This window comes from Pseudomonas sp. TH41 (genome assembly GCF_016650695.1).
In the GTDB taxonomy this organism is placed as follows: Bacteria; Pseudomonadota; Gammaproteobacteria; order Pseudomonadales; family Pseudomonadaceae; genus Aquipseudomonas.
The window spans coordinates 2,017,558-2,039,814 of the sequence record NZ_JAEKFH010000003.1 but is presented as its reverse complement, the minus strand read 5'-3'; the positions used below and the strand labels follow the sequence as shown (position 1 = coordinate 2,039,814).

Below are 22,257 nucleotides of genomic sequence, written 5' to 3'. Positions count from 1 at the left end.
GTAGGGGTTTTGTTTTAAGTAGAAGTCACCGATTTTTGCTGGCACGTTACTGCTGTAACGGGCTGGTCACAGAATTTCTTGACGACCATAGAGCATTGGAACCACCTGATCCCATCCCGAACTCAGCAGTGAAACGATGCATCGCCGATGGTAGTGTGGGGTTTCCCCATGTGAGAGTAGGTCATCGTCAAGATTGAATTCCGAAACCCCTGTCTGCTAACGCAGACAGGGGTTTTGTCGTTCTAGGGTTATCAAAAACCGTAGACACGAAAAAGCCAGCCCATGAACACAGGGGCTGGCTTTTTTCGTAGCCGCGAGCGGTTAGAACGGTTGGCTCACCGCAGCGGCGTTTACACCTTACGCAAACAGTTTCAGCACATTGTTCATCGCATCATCGGCAAAACCCTGAACAAAATCCTTGAACCCCGACAGTGCCTCCACGCTGTTCTGTGAGGGTTCGGCGATGATGGTCCAGGTCGCTCGGGATTTGCCGGCAGGCATCGGCTCAACACTCATCGCCGCCCACAAATGGGCCACTCCCAGGGTGTTGTAGATTGTGGTCCAGGTCATGTTCAGTGCCTGGTCATCCCGGGAGTTCAGTTGTTCGACCACCAGGTTGCCATCCTTAAAGAACTTCTTGCGCAGGGACGACATGCCTTCGCCGGTCATCTCGATGTGCGACAGCGCCGGAATGAATTGATCGAAGCCGGCAAAGTTGCCGACCACGGCCCAAACCTTCGCGGCGTCGGCCGGCACTTCCACCGAGGACGTCACATGGCAGCCTTGTGGATTTCTGATCAGAGTATCGGGTTGCAGAGTGCTCATGGTCTTGCTCCATTGTTGGGGTAGAGGGAATCAGATGAAATTGATTTCTTTGAGGTAGTCACAGCCGCGACGCAGCAGTGCCGGAGATTTTTCCGGGTAACGCGCACCCATCTGCCGGACCCCGGCCTGGGCGTTGTCGTGGCCGATCATCGAGATGTCGCCGATGTCTTCTTCGAAGCCGTTGAGGTAGAAACCGAGTACGCCGAACAGGGCGTTGTCGGTGTCGACCCGCCCCAGTTGCTGCTGCCAGTCGGCAACGCTGACCATGGAAAACTCTCGGCCGGCCTCGCGGAATGACGACACGTAGGCGTCCCAACTCAAAGGTTCAGGGTTGTGCAGGTTGAACACCGCCTTTTCGGGCTGATAACGGCTGGCGTGGAACGCGATGAAGCGGGCAAGAAAGTCCACCGGCATCAGGTCGAAATTCAGCGCAAATTCCGGCACCTGTCCGAGCTGGATCGAACCTTTGAGCATCAGCATCAAGCGATTTTTGTGCGGCTGGCAGACGCCTGTGAGGCTGTTGAAACTGATGTTGCCGGGACGATACAGATTGACCCGCACTCCGCGTTCGCGAGCGCGTTCGAGGATTCGCTCGCCGACCCACTTGGACAGGTTGTAACCGTTCTTGATGTAGATCGGCGGGGTCTGCGCGGCGGGCAGTTCCAGCACCCGCCCCTCGGCGGAAATCGTGCTGGAGGCTGAAAGCGTGGAGACGAAATTGAAGATTTTTTTGCTGCGCCCTTCGCACAGACGCAGGCACTCGAAAATCGGCTCGACGTTGTCCCGCGCCAATGACTCATAGTCGAGGACGTGATTGACGTTGGCAGCGTTGTGCACCAGCGCGCCGAACTCACGATCCAGCCGCTCGTATACCTCATTGGCAAGTCCCAGTCCGGGCTGCGTAATGTCCGCCGCGTAAACCTGCACCCGGCTGAAGTCCAGGTGTTCCAGGCGGTTCTCTCGCACTGCATGAGTAAAGCGCTCCGCCGCTGATTGCCCGCCGCCATCGCGCACCAGGCAGGCGACTTCACTGGCGCCCCAGGCAAGCAGTGCCTCGACGATGTGGAGGCCGACAAAACTGTTCGCGCCGGTGACGATCACTTTGTGCACATCGCCCATCCGGCTGACCGGCAACGGCTGCACATCCAGTTCGCGGAAGGCGTCGGCCATGGCCTGTTCGCTCAACACCGTTTCGGCGCCGGAGCCGCGAACCAGCGTCGCCAACTTCGTGATGGTCGGCAGTTCGATGAAGCGATTGATCGAGATGCTGCGACCGAACTCTTCACGCAAACGCAACAGCATGCGCGACAGCAGGATTGAGTGGCCGCCCAGATTGAAGAAACTTTCGTCGGTGGAAATATCGCTGGCCGGTAATTCCAGCAGCTCGGCCCAGATCTCCAGCAGCAGAGCTTCATCGGCACTGGCGGGCAAACGCCGAGCAGTGGTTTCCATAACGGTTACAGGCAACGACAGCAGCGCTTTACGGTCGACCTTGCCGTTGCTGGCGAACGGCATGCTCGTCAGTTCGGTCCAGGCCACGGGTTGCATGTAGTCCGGCAAAAACTGCAGCGAATGGGCTTGCAGCGCGTCACGAGCGGCACCGCATTGGTCCTCCTGCGGTTGCGCAAGGAAGGCCAGAATCCGTCGATGGCTGTCGATGACCACCGCCACCTGACGGTACAACTGGCTGTCGCGCAAGCAGCCTTCAATCTCTTCCGGCTCGACCCGAAAGCCACGGATTTTCACTTGGTTGTCGCGCCGTCCGCAGAGTTCGATGCCGTCGGCGGTCCATTTCGCCATGTCGCCTGTGCGATAGGCGCGCAGGCTATGACCATTCGGCAAGCTCAGGTTTAAATAACGTTCGGCGGTCAATTGCGGGTTGTTCAGGTAACCCAGGCATACGCCAGGGCCGACGATGTACAACTCGCCGACAATTTGTTCGGCCACCGGTTGAAAATCCTCATCGAGAATCAGCACCTGGCTATTGGCGATCGGCGCGCCAAGGGTTCGATTGCTATCGGCGGTTTGCAGGCGCCGCGCGGTTATCAGCACCGTGGCTTCGGTGGGGCCGTAGAGGTTGTAGAACTTGCCCTGGCGGGTCAGTTGCTGGATGACGTAGGGTTCGCAAACATCGCCACCCGTCATCACGTGATCCAGGCACTGCAATTGATCCAGCGGCAGGATGCTTAGCAAGGCCGGCGGCAAAAAGGCATGACTGAGTTGTCGATGGTGGATCAGGTCGACCAATTGCAGTGGATCGCGACGTTGATCCTCGCTGGGCACGATCAGTTCGGCGCCCTGCAGCAAGGTCGGGAAAATATCGATCAGCGACGAGTCGAAACTCAACGATGAAAACTGCAACACTCGGCTCTGTTCCGTCAGTTGCACATAATCGGCATACCAGGCAGTGAAGTGCGCGAGGTTGGTCTGACTGAGCAAAACGCCTTTGGGATGGCCGGTGGTTCCCGAGGTATAGAGCGCCATGCACGGTGCATCGAGATCCGGCCGCTGACGCATCAGCGGTTGATCGAGATCCAGGTCATTGAGATTGATGCTGCTGAGATCCAGCCCGGGCATTTCGTCAGCGAGCGGATGCTGCCCGTCATGCAGCAGCAACACCGCCCCGGCATTCGCCAGAATGTATTGCTGACGTTGCAGCGGATGGTTCGGCTCCAGCGGCAGGTACACCGCGCCGCTGCCGAGAATCGCCAGAATGCCTGCGTACAGCGCGCTGCATTTCGGCAGACAAATCCCGACCACCAACGGCCCTTCGTGCGGCTCGAGCAACGGCTGCAATCGTTGCTGAATGGCACGGCTGAGGGCGTACAGTTCGCGATAGCTCAGGGATGTGCCGGCGATGTTCAGTGCCGGGCGTTCAGCGGACTGGATAAAGCGCTGCTCGAGCCGCTCGATCATCGGCGTTAGCGCGAGGTGCAGCAGTTTGGGTTCAGTCGTTGTATTGAGTTGATGGACGAACGCCAGGCTCTCCAGAAACAGGAGGTTTTCCACGCGGGCGAAGGGAATGGAGGGGATCGGCTCAGAAAGCTGAAAGTATTCGGCATCCCGTGAGAAACGACTGACCAGCAGCGCGACATGGTGCACCAGTTCCTCAACCGCTCGCAGGCGCAGTGCCTGGCCGTTGCCCGAAGGTTCGTCGGAGATGGGCACGCGAGTGAGCAGCGTTGAACCGTGCAGGCACAACAGGTCCAGGGACGGCAGGACAGCGCTGGCCGGTGTTCCTATACCCAGCTTTAGCGTCAGTTGAGGTGCGAGACCGAAGTCCCGGAATGGCAGGGTAGCGTCGTTAATCAGCAAATCCGCAGGGCCCCACGGCTGCTCGTCGAGGCTCGTCAGGCGTACCAGTGAATGACCGTGCTGTTCGAGTTCCAGCGTCAGGTCGGTCAGGGCCTGGCTTTGCCCAATGAGCAGAATATCGAGACGTCTCATGCTGTGCTCCTCGTTAAACCAGGTAGTCGCTCAGGGCGCTTTGCACGCTCGGCGAATCGAGCAGCGAACTGCTGCGGAAAAACCGCACGATGTTGGCCACCAGCGGGTGATGGCGGTTGATCGGGAACGCCAGCCCCGACACTTCGCGCTTGAGTGCGCTGCGTGCCGTCTCGCTGATGTGCAAGGACTCGATCAGCCGGAAGTCGAAGGACTTCTGGATCTCGTTGGTCAGGTAATGGCCGATGAACACCGGCAGGATGTGCGCGATGCACTGGCGGTCGGCTTCACTGGCGGTGTGCCAATAGATGCGTACCATCCGCGACCAGAACCCGGAATGACGGCCCTCGTCCAGCAAGTGGTCGGCCATCAAACCCTTGATCGACTGCTTGACCGTGTCGTCCTTGGCGAACGCCGCGACGTCGCCGGTCACGGTGTTCTCGGCGATGGCCACGCAGATCATTTCCACGGCACTGCGCAGGTGTTCCGGTGCCAAGGCCACGGCGGCTGGAATAGCCCGGCTCAGTTCGATCTCATCCGGTAATTCGATGGGCGTAATGCCGGTCATGGCGACGGTTTGCTGCATGAAATCCATGGCGACCAGCGCGTGATAATCCTCATCCACCACCACGGTCATGGCGTCGTATCGGCAGGCGAACGGGAAGGCCACGGCGAAGCGATTTTTCGCGATGCTGCGGGCGGTCTTGTCGACGATCTCGGTTTCGAAAATCACCACGTCGTTGATGAATTTGTAGAGCGTCTGCACCAGGGCAAAGTCGCGCTGTTCCGGGCATTCGCGCAGGAAGGTTTCGCTCAGCACCAACGGTTGACGGCTCAACGGATAAATCAGTTTGTGGTCGTTCTCCAGCACGCGGCGCGGGCGGGTGCGGATGGTCGCGCGGCTTTCCCAGGCATCGGCGAAGGATTGGTAGTCGGCGGCGTTCATGCGTTCACCTCCGCGACCGGCTCGCTCATGCTCAGGCGCAGGCCGTCCCACAAGGCGATGCGACTTTCGACGGCGGCAATGGCGCTGGCATAGACGTCCACTTCGCGTTGTGGATCGCCATCGACCAGCCGTGCGAGGAGTTTTTCGGCGGCCGGGCCGTGGTCTTCGGAGTCGACTTCGATGTGTCGCTCGAGGTAGTAACGAAACGTTGGCGCCTGCTCGATGCCGATACCCCAGTCGTCGAGAATGCGCTGGAACATCTGCGGGATGACGCTCTCGCGACCATGCAGAAACGCCGCCGCCACGCTGTGGCCGGGCGCATGCAATGCAGTGTGCAAGGTGTGACGAACGAACCGCGCAGCCGCCGGGTCAACGTCCACGCTTTGCAGTGCCACGTCGTAGCTCACGCCTTCTTGTTGCAGGGCCACGAAGCGCTCGACGGCGGCAGTGCTTGCACCGACCTCACGCATCGCATCCAGGTACAACTCGAAATGGCTGTAGTGGCCTTGCGCGGGGCGGTCATCAGACTCTTCACCCAACACAATCTCATTGATCAAGCGTGCCGCCTGGGGATCCCGCGGCGGCAGCCAAGGCAGTTGCACGCAGGTCAGTTCCTGTTGCAGGCGCTTGGTCAGCGACATGAAATCCCACACCGCAAATACATGGGATTCCATGAACCGTTGGAGGATCGGCAACGAATGGATTTCGGAGAAAATCGGATGCGCGCTAAGTTCTGCTTTCTTCTGATTCAGGCGGTCTTTAGTCGGTTTCATGAGCGAGCCTATAAGTTCTCTGGAATGAGGGGCGATCAATAAGTCATTGCGAGTTGAACGTTTACTTCTGACGAACGAGTGCCTCAAACGAATTGATCTGCGTAAGTTCTTTTCGATTCATTTAATGCTGGCTTAGTCGCCAGTGTTCACTGGCTGCGGAGAAAAACTAATACACGAATAAAGATCGCGACAAGTTATTTTTATATTATTTTCAAGTTTAACTTTTTAAAGCGTGACAAGTTCCAATAAGACTTTTTATATAAGTTTTATTTTGGCGTAGTTGCTCCTTCCGGCTTATATAAGTCAGAATTAAAATAAAGAGTGAATGCCTCACTCGAAGCAACTTTCTAATTGAAATCGTCGAAATTATTTGAGGGGGTAGAAGTTGGCCGGGAGTGACGCCGATTCTTCCTTTCCCGTGGCAAGGCTCCTTCCGTAGGTTCTTGATGCGGGGGACTGCTTCGCTCGCGCGTGCGTCGCCCGTTCATTATTCGTTTGCACCCAAGAGTGAGCGTAATTGAAGGCAGCCGCCATCACCGAGGCATCATGCAGTCGGTGAAATTATGGGCGTGAGGAGGCTTTGGAGCGGGGCGAGTTGTGACAAATCAAGACGAGCAGTGCACCTGCTCGTTCAGGCTTGCTGCTGCGATTACTGCGAGGTTTTTTTATTCAGCGCTTCAGGGCTGCCGAGGTAGCGAGTGATGACCTCGACTCCGCGGTTGAGGTGGTGTGCGAGCAGCTTCACCGAGCCTTCGATGTCGCGGTTTTCGACGGCCCGCAGCAGTGCGCGGTGATCTTCCTGGGACAGTTTGCCCAAGCCCATGGCCTCCAGGTTGAAACGCAGGAAGCGCTCCTCTTCGTTCAACCCGTCTTCTACTAATCTCAATAGCCGCTGGTTCGGAGCTTTGCAGTACAACGACATGTGGAACAAGCGATTGAGTCGGCCGATTTCGGTGTAGTTTTTTTCCGTTTCCATCTCATCGATGTAGCGGGCAGCCTGTTCGAGATCTTCGTTTTCCAGCAACGGAATCGACAAGCGCAGGGCTTCCGATTCCAGCAGGATCCGTAGCGCGTAGGTTTCTACAGCATCGCCCTGAACCAACGGCGCGACCACTGCGCCTTTATGCGCGACCACGTTCAGCAACGCTTGTGCTTCAAGTTGGCGCAGCGCCTCGCGTACCGGCATGCGGCTGACGCCGAACAGGTCCGCCAAATCTTGCTGACGCAGGGCCGTACCGCAGGGAATACGCCCGTCGAGAATCGCCGAGCGCAGGGTTTCTTCAATCACCGAGCGTGCCAGATGAGCGGGAATCGGCCCGTTGACCTTAATGCTGTTCAGAGGATTGGGCTTCTGTGTCACAACAACGCACCCTGTTTAACTGAGATAAATTTGGATCCAAGGGGACACTAGTGACTGCCTGACAGGTTGTCAAACGGACAAGACACCGTAGCCTCAGGAGGCTGCGATATTTTCATGACCCCCGACATACAAAGTCTAGCGCGCCACAAGTGATCTCACCCTGCCATTGTCTTTTAACGGGCTAACCTCCACCATCAACCGACTTCCACTTGCCTACCTGGATGCCTCGCATTGGCGGTACGTTTCGCGATCCCCCGGACTTTTCGCTGGTTAGGCTGCGCGTTACTGCTGGCCGGCGTCATGCTGGGCGGACTGCATGCCGACTGGGATTTTTCCCAGATCAGCCGTCGAGCGCAGGCATTGTACGGGCCATTGGGCGAAGGTCAGCAGCGTATTGATGCCTGGCAACATCTTTTAGCAACTCAACAGCAGGTCAGCGAGCTGCAGCAGCTCGAGGTGGTTAACCAATTCTTCAACAAACAGATGCGCTACGAAGAAGACATCGACCTGTGGCATGAGGTCGATTACTGGGAAACCCCGATCGAAGCCCTGTGGAAAGGCGCTGGCGACTGCGAAGATTACGCCATCGCCAAGTATTTCAGTTTGCGTCATCTCGGCGTGCCCAGTGACAAGTTGCGCATTACTTACGTAAAGGCCCTGCGCTTGAACCGCGCACATATGGTGCTGACCTATTACTCAAGCCCGGAGGCTATGCCTTTGGTGCTCGACAGCCTGATCGATGCAATCAAACCCGCCAGCCAACGAGCCGATTTATTGCCGGTGTATTCTTTTAATGCCGAAGGGCTGTGGTTGCCGGGCGCCAAGGGCAACAAGAAGGTCGGGGACACCAAACGGTTGTCGCGTTGGCAGGATGTGTTGAAAAAAATGCAAGCCGAAGGATTTCCGGTCGAGACGACTCATTAGGAGCACGCGCTTAGATGTCTTTGTTCAAACAGCTGTTGATCGCTATCTGTCTGTTCCTGGTCGTCGCCTTCACCGGCAGCTTCATGGTCAGCCTGGAGAGCTCGCGTACCCAGTACGTCAATCAGTTGCGCTCTCATGCCCAAGACGCGGCGACCGCGTTGGCGCTGTCCTTGACGCCGAACATCGACGATCCGGCGATGGTCGAGTTGCTGGTCAGTTCGATTTTCGACAGCGGTTATTACGCGCGCATCCGGGTGGTGGACCTGTCGAACGACAAGACGCTGGTCGAGCGTAGCGGTATTCCGGCGGTGAACAACGTACCGGACTGGTTCGTCAAACTGATCGGCCTCGAGCCGGCGGGCGGTGATGCGATCGTCAGCCGTGGCTGGGAGCAGGCCGCGCGGGTCGAGGTGGTCAGCCACCCGATGTTCGCGTTGGCCAAGCTTTGGCAAAGTGCGTTGGGCAGCCTTGGCTGGTTGCTGCTCTGTGGCGCTGTGAGCGCGGCACTCGGTGCGCTGTTGCTGCGCCGGCAATTGAAACCGCTGGATTACATGGTCCAGCAATCCCACGCCATCGCCCGTCGGGAATTCCTCAGCCTGCCAGACCTGCCGCGCACACCGGAATTGCGCCGCGTGGTGCAGGCCATGAACCAAATGGTCGAGAAGCTTAAAGCGCTGTTTCAGGAGCAGGCCGAGCGCAGTGAAAAACTGCGGGTCGAGTCCTATCAGGACGGCTTGACCGGGTTGGCCAACCGGCGCTATTTCGAGATGCAATTGAATGCGCGAGTGAGTAATCCCGAACAGGCCAATTCGGGTTACCTGCTGCTGCTGCGGATCAAGGATCTGGCCGGGCAGAATCAGCGCCGCGGCGGTCAACACACGGATGAATTAATCAAAGCGGTGGGCGAACAACTGTCCCGTGAGTGCGCCAAGTATCCAGAGACGCTAAACCTCGTCACGCGGATTCGTGGTGGAGAATTTGCCGTGCTGGCACCGGGACTGGAGCGCGAAGAAGCGCTGCAACTGGCACAGAACCTCGGCAGTGCCTTGGCCAGCTTGCACACGACGGGTGCCACCGATATGGCCTCGGTCGCGTCAATCGGCCTGGCGCCGTTCGTTCATGGCGACTCACCGCAAGCACTGCTCGGGCTGGCGGATCAGGCGCTCGCTCAGGCCGAAGGCCAGGGCGATTCGAGTTGGGTCTGCCTGGATCACAGTGCATCGGCCCGTGTCGGCGATGACCCTCATGGCTGGCACCGCTTACTGGATCAGGCGCTGAGTCAGCGGCGTTTCGAGTTGTATTTCCAGCCGGTGGTGGCCAGCCAGGACACGCAACGGGTGCTGCATTACAAAGTACTTTCGCGTTTGATTGACGACCAGGGCCAGAGCATTCCCGCCGGGCGCTTCCTGCCTTGGCTGGAGCGGTTCGGTTGGGCTGCGCGGCTGGATCGTCTGATGTTGGAGTTGGTGTTTGAGCAAATGGCTAACCACCAAGAGTCGCTGGCACTGAACCTGTCTTCGGCGACATTGGCGGACCCGCAGATGCTGGATAAAATTTTCGAGACCCTGCGTTCTCACGCCAGTCTGGGGCCGCGGCTGACCCTGGAAATTGGCGAGGAACAACTGCCGGAACAAGGGACGCTGGAGGCGCTGACGCGGCGTTTGCGTGAACTCGGGTTCTCCCTCGGCCTGCAGCACTTTGGTGGGCGATTCAGCATGATCGGCAACCTGGCGCGGCTCGGGTTGGCGTACTTGAAAATCGACGGCAGTTACATCCGCACGATTGATCAGGAGAGCGATAAGCGCTTGTTCATTGAGGCGATTCAACGCGCGGCCCACAGCATCGACTTGCCGTTGATTGCCGAGCGGGTCGAGACCGAAGGCGAACTGTCGGTGATTCGTGAGATGGGGGTGTATGGGGTTCAGGGGCGGTTGATTGGTGAGCCCAAGCCCTGGGAGTAGGGCTTTAAATAGTTGGCGTCAGTCAGACCGCCTTCGCGAGCAGGCTCGCTCCCACAGGGGTTCTGTGTCGTACACAAATCCCCCAATCACCACCGATCAACTGTGGGAGCGAGCCTGCTCGCGAAAGCGCCAGAACAGCCAGCACCGAAACCAGCGTGGGAACGATCTGAGTGGGGACAACACCGTCGGAGATTTCCTTCAAGTTGTAGCGGTGTTGGTGAACTTGTTCAGCTAACGGGGCATGGCTAGTCTGAGTTTGTCACTGAATTAACAGTGACTCGGACGTGCAAATCCGGCCAAACTATTTAGTCCGCGCACTGCCTTTCAATGAGCATTGGTATGCTCACTGCTTTATGGCGGCCGCGTGCAGGAGATCCTCGGATCTGCTGGGTGTCTAAGTAGGCCCGGTTTTGCACACCTGCGCACGGCCGCCACCCCATTCGCGTGCAAACGAACGGTGATGGCCCCCACTACTACTTAGGGAATGTCATATGTTCAAAGTAACGCCGAATCCGCCAGATGAATCTGGCACCTCCGAAACCGGTCTGCGCAAAGGCCAACTCTTCACCGTCTCCCCCGACCTCAACATCGAAGCCCTGCTGGCCAACGCCTCCGAAGACTTGCTCTCCATCAGCGCCATCGCTGCCGACCTGGCGGACGATGTGGACGGCTCACGCCGATCCGTCGCGCTGGCGCTCAGTCGAATGGCTGACGGGGTTCATTTATTGGTGGAGCGGGCGTTGGATCACCTTGAGTCGCCGGAGCTGATGGAGTTTCTGTTCAAGGGTAAATCTGCGGTGAGCTGAAGATCGCCATCGCGAGCAGGCTCGCTCCCACATGGGTTCTGTGTCGTACACAAATCCCGTGATCACCACCGATTAACTGTGGGAGCGAGCCTGCTCGCGAAAGCGTCAATGCAGACAACGGAAGGGGCAGCTTCAAATCAACCCATCCTCATCCTCATCGAGCAAATAACTCAACCCGCCCAACGCCTCACGCGCCTGAGTCCGGTCCATGAGTTTGGCTTGGGCGGCGGCCGGCAGGTCGGTGACCAGAATCACGCCTTTGCCGATCAGCACCTGGATCAAGTCGTCGAGTACCCGGATCATTTCCAGGTCGCTCTGTTTGAGTTGCTTAAGTTGTTTAAGCTGCTTGAGCTGGGTGAGGCTGGTCGCCATGACTTCGCTGGCGAACCAGGCCTGTAGATCGGGGTGATCGGCCGCCAGGGTTTCGGTGGAGTCGGCGTAGGCCTCGGCTTCCACGCGCATCAGTTGGCCATCGATATTACGTTGCACGTAGAACATTGAGCTTCCCTCGACATTGGCACCGCGATACCTGTCAGCAGCATAGGCGAAATAAGCCATATGGTTATTCTCTAATGGTATTTAAAATAAGTTTCTTATACCTATAAAGTCATCTGCCTGCGTACCTGCCGACCAATCGGCGCGCCGCACGACACGAACCAACACGGAACCTCCGTGAGTTTCTGATCGACGCGCGCGCTATTGAGCGTGCCGTGCGTGGGAGTTAATTATGTCTGCCGCTACTGCTACCTCAAACGCCGCGAACATCGCGCCGCAGTTGTTCGAAATCCGCCCGTTCAGTGGCGCTGTCGGGGCCGAAATCGTCGGCCTGGATGTGGCCCTCCCTATCAATGATCAGGACTTTGCCCGCCTGCACCGCGCGCACCTGGATCATCACGTCGTGGTGTTTCGCGATCAACGCATTTCCCCTGAACAGCAAATTGCCTTCAGCCGCCGTTTCGGTGTGTTACAGATCCATGTGCTCAAGCAGTTTCTGCTGGAGGGGCACCCGGAAATTCTCATCGTTTCCAACATCATCGAAAACGGCCAATCCATCGGCCTCGGTGACGCCGGCAAGTTCTGGCACTCTGACCTTTCCTACAAAGAACTGCCAAGCCTGGGCTCGATGCTGCACGCCCAGGAGCTGCCAGCCGAAGGTGGCGACACGTTGTTCGCCGACATGCACAAAGCCTGGGACAACCTCCCCGAGGCACTGCGCAAAGCGGTCGAAGGTCGCTCGGCCGCGCACTCCTACACGGCGCGCTACAGCGAGAGCAAATTCGAAGGTAATTGGCGCCCGACCCTGACGCCTGAGCAGCTCGCCCAAGTCGCCGAAGTGGTTCACTCCATCGTTCGCACCCACCCGGAAAGTGGCCGCAAGGCGTTGTTCGTCAGCGAAGGTTTCACCACCCGCATCGTTGGTCTGCCGGAAGACGAGAGCAAACAACTGCTCGACGAGCTTTACGCCCACAGCGTGCTGCCGCAAAACATTTACCGCCATCAATGGCAGCCCCACGACCTGGTGTTCTGGGACAACCGATCGCTGATCCATCTCGCCGCCGGATGCCCAAGCTTTCTGCGCCGCAAGCTGTATCGCACCACCATCCAGGGCGACGCACCTTTCTGATTTGTCGGAGAAACATCATGTCCAAACGTCTTCCATTTGCAGCATTGGCCGCGGCCATCGGCCTGGGTTTCAGCGTGCTCGCCGGCAGCCTGGTGGCACCCACCGTGGCCCACGCCGAAGGTGAAATCCGCATCGCCGAACAGTTCGGCATCGTGTACCTGCTGCTCAACGTGGTGCGCGATCAAAACCTGATCGAGAAATACGGCAAGCAAGAAGGTATCGACATCAAGGTCGACTGGACTCAGCTGTCCGGTGGGGCGGCGGTCAACGATGCATTGCTCTCCGGTTCTATCGACATTGCGGGTGCTGGCGTCGGTCCGTTGCTGACCATCTGGGATCGCACCCACGGCAAGCAGAATGTCAAAGCCGTCGCCTCTCTCGGCAACTTCCCTTACTACCTGGTGAGCAATAATCCGAAGGTCAAAACCATCGCAGACTTCACCGAGAAGGACCGCATTGCGGTGCCGGCGGTGGGTGTATCGGTGCAGTCGCGCATCCTGCAATACGCGGCTGCCAAGCAGTGGGGCGACAAGGAATTCAATCGCCTCGACAAATACACCATCGCCGTTCCGCACCCCGACGCGACTGCCGCGCTGATCGCTGGCGGTACCGAATTGACGGGGCACTTCTCCAATCCGCCGTTCCAGGATCAGGCACTGGAAAACCCGAACGTGCACGTCGTGCTCAACTCCTATGACGTGCTCGGCCCGAACTCGCCGACCGTGCTGTTCGCCACCGAGAAATTCCGCGACGAGAACCCGAAAACCTACCAGGCATTCGTCGAGGCGTTGACCGAAGCGGCGCAGTTTGCACAGAACGATAAAGGCGCGGCAGCCGATACGTACATCCGCGTCACCAAGGCAAAAATCGATCGCGCGGCGCTGCTGAAAATCATCGATAACCCACAGTTCGAGTTCAGCGTCACGCCGAAAAATACCTACCCATTGGCCGAGTTCCTCTATCGCGTCGGCGCAATCAAAAACAAACCGGATTCGTGGAAGGATTATTTCTTCCAGGACGCCAAGCCGCTGCAAGGGAGCTGATCGAGATGAACGCCCCTTTGCAAGGCCACACGGTCAGCATACCGGTCGCGGCAGCCCAGGCGTTGCTGTCGGTCGACAATGTCAGCCTCGAATACCGCACGCCTCAGCGTGTGGTTCGGGCGACTCATCAGGTCAGTTTCGAGATCGATCCGGCGGATCGCTTTGTGCTGCTCGGCCCTTCCGGTTGCGGTAAATCGACGTTGCTCAAAGCGGTCGCCGGGTTCATTCAACCCTGCGAGGGCGAGATTCGGCTGCAAGGGCAAACCGTTCATGCGCCGGGGCCGGATCGTATTGTGGTGTTTCAGGAATTCGATCAACTACCGCCGTGGAAAACCGTCAAACAGAACGTAATGTTTCCGCTGCTAGCATCGAAAACCCTCAAGCGCAAAGAGGCGCAAGAGCGGGCGCTGCACTATCTGGACAAGGTGGGTCTGGCGGCATTTGCCGATGCGTATCCGCATACCTTGTCGGGCGGCATGAAAGCGCGCGTGGCGATTGCGCGGGCATTGGCGATGCAGCCGAAAATCCTCTTGATGGACGAACCCTTCGCCGCGCTCGACGCCCTGACCCGACGCAAGATGCAGGAAGAATTGCTGCTGCTCTGGGAAGAAGTGCGCTTCACCCTGTTGTTCGTCACTCACTCCATCGAAGAAGCGCTGGTGGTCGGCAACCGCATCCTGCTGTTGTCGCCGCATCCGGGGCGAGTGCGAGCGGAAGTCCACAGCCATCAATACGACTTGCACAGCCTCGGCGGCGTAGCGTTCCAAGCGTCGGCGCGGCGGATTCACCGGTTGCTGTTTGATGAAGGCCAGCCCCCGGAAATCGGGCGTGAACTGGATTTCTCTGACATCCGCATCGCTTATTGAGCCATTGAGAGGACTGCCCGATGAGCCATTTATCATCTGCGCGTGAAGAATTCGAAACCGTTTTGCAGCCACTGACGAGCGTGCCGCTGGAGCGTGAATTGCCCCTTGGTCAGCGCCTCTGGCAGCAGGGCTGGTTGCGCAAAAGCCTGATCCTGATTCTGCTCGCCGTGCTCTGGGAAATCGTCGCCCGCGTGCAAAACAACGACCTGCTGTTGCCGAGTTTTCTGCAAACCAGCAGCGCGCTGTATGACGGTTTGCTCAGCGGTGAATTGCTGAGCAAGGTGTGGATTTCGCTGGTGGTTTTGCTGAAGGGCTATTTGATTGGCATCGTCCTGGCGTTTGCCTTGACGACGTTGGCGGTGTCGACCCAGTTCGGTCGCGATCTGCTGAGTACATTGACCTCGATGTTCAATCCGCTGCCGGCGATTGCGTTGCTGCCGCTGGCGCTGCTGTGGTTTGGCCTGGGGCAGAACAGCCTGATTTTCGTGCTGGTGCATTCGGTGCTTTGGGCGTTGGCGTTGAACACCTATGCCGGGTTCCTTGGCGTCTCGGAAACGCTGCGCATGGCGGGTCGCAACTACGGTTTGAAGGGCATGCGCTTTGTGCTGTTCATCCTGATTCCGGCAGCGCTGCCGTCGATCCTCGCCGGGCTGAAAATCGGCTGGGCTTTTGCCTGGCGTACGCTGATCGCTGCCGAGCTGGTGTTTGGTGCGACCAGTGGCAAGGGTGGATTGGGGTGGTACATCTTTCAGAATCGCAATGAGCTGTACACGGACAAGGTGTTTGCCGGGTTGGCGGTAGTGATTTTGATTGGCTTGCTGGTGGAGAACCTGGTGTTTGATACATTGGAGCGGGTGACGGTGAAGCGGTGGGGGATGCAGCGGTAGCGCAGCCAATCGTCCTGATTGGGCGGTGGCAAAAATCCCAACTTTAACGTCGTCATGATTGCTTGGATTCCGATCCCTTTGACGGCAATCAGTTTTTGCAGGCCGCCTATACCCACCGAGTCTGCGACGTGCCATCACCTTTACGTATAAGCGTTGCGAGTACTGGACTCGAGGAGCGTGAAGAACTCGAGCTAGAACTCGAACTCCAATCACTCGGCCCTGACTCACCGGACCATCTCGATGATGTGGGCGAACCAGGTATCGACCGCAGAGGGGTCGGAAGATAGCTGCCACCAGAAGGCCCGGTGTTAGTTGCTGCATCTGGTGCCCCGCTAGGTGGTGCGCCACCCAAGAGCCTCTCGTGCACGAGAACCGGCTCCCGTGGAGGTGGACCGTCGTATAGGATTCTCGGGTTATCAAAGCTCGAGCGTGGTCCGACGCCGCCACCACCACCGCCACTAGCGCTATAGATTCCGGGAGATCTAGGCATGGTGGAGCTTGGTGTGCTTACCAATCCGGCCGCTGCGGCACCTGCTGCATAGCCAAGGTGGTTGCTTGGCGTCGTCTCAGTGTATTGGACGGCTGGCGAACTATTCCCTCTTGGGCCCGGAGCTCCAGCGACATAACCGAGCATTCCAGCAAGTCCACAGCTCGTTGACGGTCGACTATTGAGCGTCGGCGTTCCTCCCGCAGCGGCGAGCCCGTACATCGCCTGCTGTCTAGTAATCCCGTTTGCCCTACGAGTGACATTTTTGGCGGCGAGTTGCGCTGCCGAACCGCCAAAAGAAACGTTTTCCTTAACCAAAAGCGAGATCGCACCGAAAATGCTATGCCCCGTTGGGTCCGAATGGTTTACGGGATCCCCTACGCAATACATATAAGCATTCAACCCGCCCCGCCCAAACGGACTCCAACTGTCCGGGCTATGAAAACGCATCAGTCGCGGGTTGTAAGCGCGATAGCCGTTGCCTAGCAAGTACCAACCGATGTTCGCTTCGCGCACTTGGCCGTTGAAGCCCAGTTGCGTAGCGACTTCCTGCTGACCGGACTGATGACCGTAGGCGGAATAGGCGATGGTGTTGGCCTTGCCATCGACGACTTCGCCAATGATCGATTGGCTGTTGTTGGTTGCCAGCAACACCGTGCGTGACCCGTTCGGGTTCTTTTGATCAGCAGATGTGGGTTGATTCATAAAACACCTTCGTGGAAGTGGGATATGAAGGGTCCTCAGTTCTACACGCCTGAGCCCAGGTTGAGAACTATCAGAACTGCTAGGTTCGCCGCATCACGCTGGGGGGAATGCAGCGTTGATCAAAAAGATCGCAGCCTTCGGCAGCTCCTACAGGTGTACGCACACCCTGTAGGAGCTGCCGAAGGCTGCGATCTTTTGATCTGCTAGCATTGCGTCTGACTCAACCCTGATCAGCCACGAGTGCTCAGCATGCAACTCCCGGACATGAACCTGTTGGTCGCCCTCGACGCCTTGCTCGACGAGGGCAGCGTGGTGGGCGCGGCACGGCGGATGAACCTCAGCCCGGCGGCGATGAGCCGGACATTGACGCGCATCCGCGAAGCCATCGGCGATCCGATTCTGGTGCGCGCCGGGCGTGGCCTGGTGCCGACGCCCAAGGCACTGGCGTTGCGCGAGCAGGTACGTGAGGTGGTGGAGCAGGCCGCGCTGTTGTTTCGTTCGGGCGATGCCGTGGAGCTGGGCTCGTTGCGCCGACGTTTCAGCATCCGGGCCAACGACTTTTTCGTGGGTGTCTATGGCGGTAAGTTGTTCGACACCCTGGACCGTCAGGCGCCGCACTGCGAATTACGCTTCGTGCCTGAAGGCGATGGCGATGATGAAGCGCTGCGCGAAGGGCGGATTGATCTGAACATCAGCAACACCCGGCCGCAGACCCCGGAAGTAAAGGTGCAGAATCTGTTCTCCACTCACTTTGTAGGGCTGGTTCGAGAAGACCATCCGCTGTTCGACGAAGAGATCACGGCGGAGCGCTTTGCGGGGTTTTCGCATATCAGCATGTCCCGGCGGGGGATTGCTCGCGGCCCGATCGATACCGCCCTCAATGCGCTGGGGCTGGAACGGCGGGTGGCGGTGATTGCGCCGAGTTTCCATGCGGCGATGTTTGCCTTGCCCGATTCCGATCTGATTCTGCCAGTGCCCCAGGAGGCGATATTGAGTGTGCGGCGGCTGGGATTGAAGCTGCGCTCATTCACGCTGCCGATTCCATTGCCAACGTTGATGCTGACCCAGGCCTGGCACCCGCGTTTCGACAAGGATCCGGCGCACCGCTGGCTGCGCGAAACGCTCAAGGCGTGTTGCGACGAGACGTGGTTGGCTGCGCAACCCACCTGAAGTTGAACGCTGCCCCCCTGTGGGAGCGAGCCTGCTCGCGATGGTGTGTCAGTCGATATCAATTTGCCTGACACACCATCGCGAGCAAGCTCGCTCCTACAAGAAGGGGTTTTGTATCGTTGCGTATGGCGCATTTATAACCTGTCGATAAGTTGATTTTCGTAAGGTGACGCGCTTCTTAAGATGCTCCGGTATTCAATTCCCGGAGCTTGCAGCACATGACTTCCCTCTCGGTCACGGCACCACTTGCCACGGCCGCTGTTACACCACCGGTTTTCGGCCCGCGAATCATGATCGGCCTGGTGGGCGTTTTAGTGGCGGTGCTGGTGTCGGGCCTGAACGAGATGGTGACCAAAGTTGCCCTGGCCGACATTCGCGGCGCGTTGGCCATCGGTTACGACGAAGGCACCTGGCTGATCGCCAGTTATACCGCGACCTCGGTTGCTGCAATGGCGTTCGCACCGTGGTGTGCGGTGACGTTCTCGTTGCGACGATTCACCCTCTGCGCCATCAGTGTGTTCACCCTCTTGGGCGTGCTCTGCCCGTTCGCGCCGAACTACGAAAGCCTGCTGGCCCTGCGCACCTTGCAGGGCCTGGCCGGCGGTGCATTGCCGCCGATGTTGATGACCGTCGCCCTGCGTTTTCTGCCCGCCAATGTGAAGCTCTACGGCTTGGCCGGTTACGCCCTGACGGCAACTTTCGGCCCTGGACTCGGTACGCCGTTGGCCGGGTTGTGGAGCGAGTATGTCGGCTGGCAATGGACCTTCTGGCAAATCATCGCGCCATGCCTGATTGCCATGGTGGCGGTGGCCTACGGGTTGCCTCAGGACCCGCTGCGTCTGGAGCGTTTCAAGCAGTTCAACTGGCGCGGTTTGCTACTGGGTTTTCCGGCGATCTGCATGCTGGTGATCGGCCTCCTGCAGGGCAATCGTCTGGACTGGTTCCAGTCGAACCTGATCGGTGGATTGCTCGGCGGTGGGTTGCTGTTGCTGGTGTTGTTCCTGATCAACGAGTGGTCGCAACCGATCCCGTTTTTCAAGATGCAAATGCTCGGCATCCGCAACCTGTCTTTCGCGTTGCTGACCCTCGCAGGTGTTTTGGTGGTGCTGCTGGCGGTGATCATTATTCCGTCGAGTTACCTGGCGCAGGTGCAGGGTTATCGGCCGGTTCAGACCGCGCCGATCATGCTGCTGGCAGCGTTGCCACAGTTGATTGCGCTGCCGTTGGTGGCGGCGCTGTGCAATCTGCGCCGGGTCGATTGCCGCTGGGTGCTGGGGATCGGTCTGAGCCTGCTGGCGCTGTCCTGCATCGGCGGTTCGCAGCTGACGTCGGTGTGGATCCGCGATGACTTCTACGTGCTGCAACTGCTGCAAATCTTCGGGCAGCCCATGGCAGTGCTGCCGCTATTGATGCTTTCCACCGGCAGCATTTCGCCGATGGAAGGGCCGTTCGCTTCGGCCTGGTTCAACACCGTCAAAGGCCTGTCGGCGGTGATCGCCACCGGGGTGATCGAGGCGCTGACCACGTCAAGGTTGCACTTTCATTCGACGATGTTGGTGGACAGCCTCGGCAACTCACCGCTGGCCGACAGCGACAGCCCGGGCCTGGCCCACCGACTGCACGAACAGGCCGTGGTCCTGACTGCATCAGATCTTTATCTGTGTATGAGCGGCGTCGCCCTGGCGCTGATCCTGTTGATTTTCTGGCTGCCGACGCGGATCTATCCGCCGCGTGCGCCAACTTGAATGCGCCACTGGAACAGAAGGTTTTTATGACGACTTATGCAAAGCAAAAAGTGGCTGTCGGCGTCGCCGCAGTAGTGGCACTCGGCGTGCTGGTTTTTCTGCTGACGCCCGGCCTGTTCGGCAAGCGCTCGCAACAGAAAACCAATGACGCCTTTGTCTCGGCGGACTTCACCCTTGTGGTGCCGCGCGTGGCCGGATTCATCAAGGAAGTGCTGGTGGACGACAACCAGCAGGTCAAGGCCGGGCAATTGCTGGCGTTGATCGATGACCGGGACTTGCGTGCCGCCGCTCAAGCCGCCGACGCCGAGACGCTGGTGGCCCGGGCACACCTGCAAAATGCGCGGGCGACCCTTGAACGGCAGACTTCAGTGATCGCTCAGGCTCAAGCCACGGTGGTGTCGGCCAAGGCAGAAATGGCCTTCGCCGAACATGAACTGAACCGCTACAACCACCTCGCCGGGGTAGGGGCCGGTACGGTGCAAAACGCTCAGCAAGCGCAGACGCGCATCGATCAGGCCACTGCCCGGCTGGCCAACGCCACGGCGGTCCTGGCGGCGGAGCGCAAGCAGGTCGATATTCTCACCGCCCAGCGCGACGCGGCCGATGGTGGCCTGAAACGGGCGCAAGCGGCGCTGGAAATGGCCAGTTACGAGCTGTCCTATACGCGGATCGTCGCACCTCAGGACGGCATGGTGGGTGAACGTGCCGTGCGTGTCGGCGCCTATGTCACGCCGGGGAGCAAGATGCTGGCGGTGGTGCCGCTGGCGCAGGCGTATGTGGTCGCCAACTTTCAGGAAACCCAACTGACTGACGTGCAGCCGGGGCAAGACGTGCAGGTGCGTGTCGACAGCCTCGGCAGCGAAGCCCTGCGCGGCCGCGTCGAGAGCATCGCGCCGGCCACCGGCGTGACATTTGCCTCGGTCAAGCCGGATAACGCGACCGGTAACTTCACCAAGGTTGTGCAGCGGATTCCAGTGAAGATTGTGCTGGAGCCGGGGCAGCCATTGACGCAGAGGTTGCGGGTGGGGATGTCGGTGGAGGCGAGTATTGATACGGCGAGCGGTAGCGAGCATGAGGTCGTGCAACGATGAAGATCTTCGTTGACCGGGCTGGCGCTTTCGCGAGCAAGCTCGCTCCCACAGTTGACCGCGTTCCAATGTGGGAGCGAGCCTGCTCGCGAAGAGGCCGTCAGCCCCGACTCATCCTTTGCGTCTTGCTCGTGATGAGCCTTTCAGCATGCACCGTCGGCCCGGATTTCCAGAAACCTCAAACCCGGCAAATAGCCGCATGGTCGAAACCGTCAAAAGCCGCCGTCAGTGAAGCGGTGACGGGCGATATGGACGAACGCTGGTGGGAAGCCTTCCACGACCCAAAACTCTCAGCCCTGATCCAACGCGCCCTGACCGACAATCTGGACCTGAAACTCGCCAGCAGCCGTTTGCAGCAAAGCCGCGCTGCACGCCAGGTGATCACTGCCGACCGTTACCCCAACACCGCCGCCACGGGCAGCTACGGGCGCAAACGCAACAGCGGCGAAGGCCTGAGCGATCCGTCGGGACACAACGGTGATTCGGCGTTCAACGTGTGGGACGCAGGGTTCTCCGCGTCCTGGGAACTGGATTTCTGGGGCCGTGTGCGCCGCGAAACCGAAGCCGCCGATGCGACCCTGGAAGTCGCGGAAAATGATCGCCGCGGCATGCTGCTGTGGGTGCTCGCCGAAACGGCTCAGGATTACATTCAGCTGCGCGGCGTGCAAAGTACGCGAGCCGTCACCGAGCAGAATCTCGACGTCGCTCGACATAGCCTGAAGCTCTCACAACTGCGCCTGGCCGAGGGTGTCGCCACGGACCTGGACGTTGCCGAAGCTGCCGCGCAAGTGGCGGCCATCGAATCGCGCCTGCCCGCGCTGGAGCAACGTCAATCGCAACTGATCAACGCCTTGAGCCTGTTGATGGGCGAGCCGCCTCAAGCGCTGTCCGCCGAGTTATCCACAGACGCTCCGGTGCCACCCACCCCGCGTCAGGTCGCTATTGGCCTGCCATCGCAACTGGCCGAACGCCGCCCGGATATCCGCGAGGCGCAGGCCCGCCTGCACGCCGCGACCGCGAGCATCGGTGTGGCCCAGGGTGATTTTTATCCGCGGATAACGTTGTCGGGCAACATCGGTTCCCAGGCCATGCAGCTGAGCGACTTCGGTTCATGGGGCTCACGCGCGTTCGGTATTGGCCCGCAGTTCAGCCTGCCACTGTTCGACGGCGGTCGTCTGCGCGGTGTGCTGAACTTGCGCGAAGCGCAGCAACAGGAAGCCGCCATCGCCTACCAGCAAACCGTACTGCGCGCCTGGCATGAAATCGACGATCAACTGAGCGCTTACAACGCCAGCCAACGGCGCCGCGACAGCCTTTCCGACGCGGTGCGCCAGAACCAGATTGCCCTGCGTACCGCGCAACAGCAATATGTCGAAGGGGTGGTGGATTTCGTCAATGTGCTGGCGGTGCAAGGCGCGTTGTTGGCGACGCAGGAACAGTGGGTGGAGAGTTCGACCGGGGTGTCGCTGGCCATGGTGGGGCTATACAAGGCGTTGGGTGGGGGATGGGAGTCGGTGTATCCGCTGGCAGATGACGTTGGTCGTAAGGCCAGCATCGACGACGGAACTGCGCCTGACTTACAGTGATCAACAGGCTTCGTGGT

The 22,257-nt window shown here is 59.0% G+C and carries 18 protein-coding genes and 1 rRNA gene; 12 read left to right on the top strand and 7 right to left on the bottom strand.

The genetic code is table 11. The annotated features are described in order from the left end of the window. Positions 1–77: 77 nt before the first annotated feature. Positions 78–193: ribosomal RNA gene (rrf, locus tag JFU37_RS11890) — 5S ribosomal RNA — on the top strand. 164 nt (positions 194–357) lie between these two features. On the opposite strand, the gene JFU37_RS11885 is transcribed toward rrf, so the two are convergent. The 5 genes from JFU37_RS11885 to JFU37_RS11865 form a co-directional block, all read right to left on the bottom strand. Next, on the bottom strand, positions 358–825 hold the full coding sequence (locus tag JFU37_RS11885) for an SRPBCC family protein (protein ID WP_201115479.1): 468 nt from the start codon (positions 823–825) through the stop codon (positions 358–360). A 30-nt stretch (positions 826–855) separates the two neighbouring features. Next, positions 856–4,272: a non-ribosomal peptide synthetase gene (locus tag JFU37_RS11880; RefSeq protein ID WP_201115478.1), complete on the bottom strand. Its 3,417-nt coding sequence runs from the start codon at positions 4,270–4,272 to the stop codon at positions 856–858. A gap of 13 nt (positions 4,273–4,285) precedes the next feature. Next, positions 4,286–5,215 (bottom strand): diiron oxygenase, encoded by a 930-nt coding sequence (locus tag JFU37_RS11875; protein WP_201115477.1) that lies wholly within the window; start codon positions 5,213–5,215, stop codon positions 4,286–4,288. Further along, entirely contained in the window at positions 5,212–5,988 is a 777-nt protein-coding gene (locus JFU37_RS11870; protein ID WP_201115476.1) for a DUF3050 domain-containing protein, read from the bottom strand. Before JFU37_RS11870 ends, JFU37_RS11875 begins: the two co-directional genes overlap by 4 nt. 649 nt (positions 5,989–6,637) lie before the next feature. Next, the gene (locus JFU37_RS11865) at positions 6,638–7,348 is read right to left on the bottom strand and encodes an FCD domain-containing protein (RefSeq protein WP_201115475.1); all 711 of its coding nucleotides are present in this window, start codon (positions 7,346–7,348) and stop codon (positions 6,638–6,640) included. Positions 7,349–7,579: 231 nt separating this feature from the next. Between JFU37_RS11865 and lapG the strand changes: the two genes are divergently transcribed. The 3 genes from lapG to JFU37_RS11850 all read left to right on the top strand — a co-directional run bounded on the left by lapG (position 7,580) and on the right by JFU37_RS11850 (position 11,039). Continuing rightward, positions 7,580–8,272 (top strand): cysteine protease LapG, encoded by a 693-nt coding sequence (lapG, locus tag JFU37_RS11860; protein WP_201115474.1) that lies wholly within the window; start codon positions 7,580–7,582, stop codon positions 8,270–8,272. A 14-nt stretch (positions 8,273–8,286) separates the two neighbouring features. Beyond that, positions 8,287–10,233 carry a cyclic di-GMP receptor LapD gene (gene lapD, locus JFU37_RS11855; protein ID WP_201115473.1) on the top strand — a complete coding sequence of 649 codons (1,947 nt, stop codon included), beginning with the start codon at positions 8,287–8,289 and terminating at the stop codon, positions 10,231–10,233. Between the two features lie 491 nt (positions 10,234–10,724). After that, complete coding sequence (locus JFU37_RS11850) at positions 10,725–11,039, top strand: DUF6124 family protein (RefSeq protein WP_201115472.1); 315 nt, start codon at positions 10,725–10,727, stop codon at positions 11,037–11,039. A 132-nt stretch (positions 11,040–11,171) separates the two neighbouring features. Here JFU37_RS11850 and JFU37_RS11845 read toward each other — a convergent pair whose 3' ends face one another. Beyond that, positions 11,172–11,537 carry a tryptophan synthase subunit beta gene (locus tag JFU37_RS11845; RefSeq protein ID WP_201115471.1) on the bottom strand — a complete coding sequence of 122 codons (366 nt, stop codon included), beginning with the start codon at positions 11,535–11,537 and terminating at the stop codon, positions 11,172–11,174. 229 nt (positions 11,538–11,766) lie between these two features. On the opposite strand from JFU37_RS11845, the gene JFU37_RS11840 reads away from it, so the two are divergent. The 4 genes from JFU37_RS11840 to JFU37_RS11825 are packed head-to-tail and all read left to right on the top strand — an operon-like array spanning position 11,767 to position 15,459. Beyond that, positions 11,767–12,663, top strand: a complete 897-nt coding sequence (locus JFU37_RS11840; RefSeq protein WP_201115470.1) for a TauD/TfdA dioxygenase family protein — start codon at positions 11,767–11,769, stop codon at positions 12,661–12,663. A 17-nt stretch (positions 12,664–12,680) separates the two neighbouring features. After that, positions 12,681–13,706, top strand: coding sequence for an ABC transporter substrate-binding protein (locus JFU37_RS11835; RefSeq protein ID WP_201115469.1), 1,026 nt, complete (start codon positions 12,681–12,683; stop codon positions 13,704–13,706). A gap of 5 nt (positions 13,707–13,711) precedes the next feature. Next, positions 13,712–14,572, top strand: a complete 861-nt coding sequence (locus tag JFU37_RS11830) for an ABC transporter ATP-binding protein (RefSeq protein ID WP_201115468.1) — start codon at positions 13,712–13,714, stop codon at positions 14,570–14,572. Between the two features lie 20 nt (positions 14,573–14,592). Continuing rightward, positions 14,593–15,459, top strand: coding sequence for an ABC transporter permease (locus JFU37_RS11825; RefSeq protein ID WP_201115467.1), 867 nt, complete (start codon positions 14,593–14,595; stop codon positions 15,457–15,459). Between the two features lie 106 nt (positions 15,460–15,565). Here JFU37_RS11825 and JFU37_RS11820 read toward each other — a convergent pair whose 3' ends face one another. Then, the gene (locus JFU37_RS11820; RefSeq protein ID WP_342214944.1) at positions 15,566–16,534 is read right to left on the bottom strand and encodes an RHS repeat-associated core domain-containing protein; all 969 of its coding nucleotides are present in this window, start codon (positions 16,532–16,534) and stop codon (positions 15,566–15,568) included. Between the two features lie 366 nt (positions 16,535–16,900). Here JFU37_RS11820 and JFU37_RS11815 point away from each other — a divergent pair, with 366 nt between their 5' ends. From JFU37_RS11815 to JFU37_RS11800, 4 genes are all read left to right on the top strand, one after another. After that, positions 16,901–17,821 (top strand): LysR family transcriptional regulator, encoded by a 921-nt coding sequence (locus JFU37_RS11815; RefSeq protein ID WP_201115465.1) that lies wholly within the window; start codon positions 16,901–16,903, stop codon positions 17,819–17,821. A 218-nt stretch (positions 17,822–18,039) separates the two neighbouring features. Further along, complete coding sequence (locus tag JFU37_RS11810; protein ID WP_201115464.1) at positions 18,040–19,566, top strand: MFS transporter; 1,527 nt, start codon at positions 18,040–18,042, stop codon at positions 19,564–19,566. A gap of 26 nt (positions 19,567–19,592) precedes the next feature. Continuing rightward, positions 19,593–20,657 (top strand): HlyD family secretion protein, encoded by a 1,065-nt coding sequence (locus JFU37_RS11805; protein ID WP_201115463.1) that lies wholly within the window; start codon positions 19,593–19,595, stop codon positions 20,655–20,657. Beyond that, on the top strand, positions 20,654–22,240 hold the full coding sequence (locus tag JFU37_RS11800; protein ID WP_201115462.1) for an efflux transporter outer membrane subunit: 1,587 nt from the start codon (positions 20,654–20,656) through the stop codon (positions 22,238–22,240). Before JFU37_RS11805 ends, JFU37_RS11800 begins: the two co-directional genes overlap by 4 nt. Positions 22,241–22,257 lie beyond the last annotated feature (17 nt).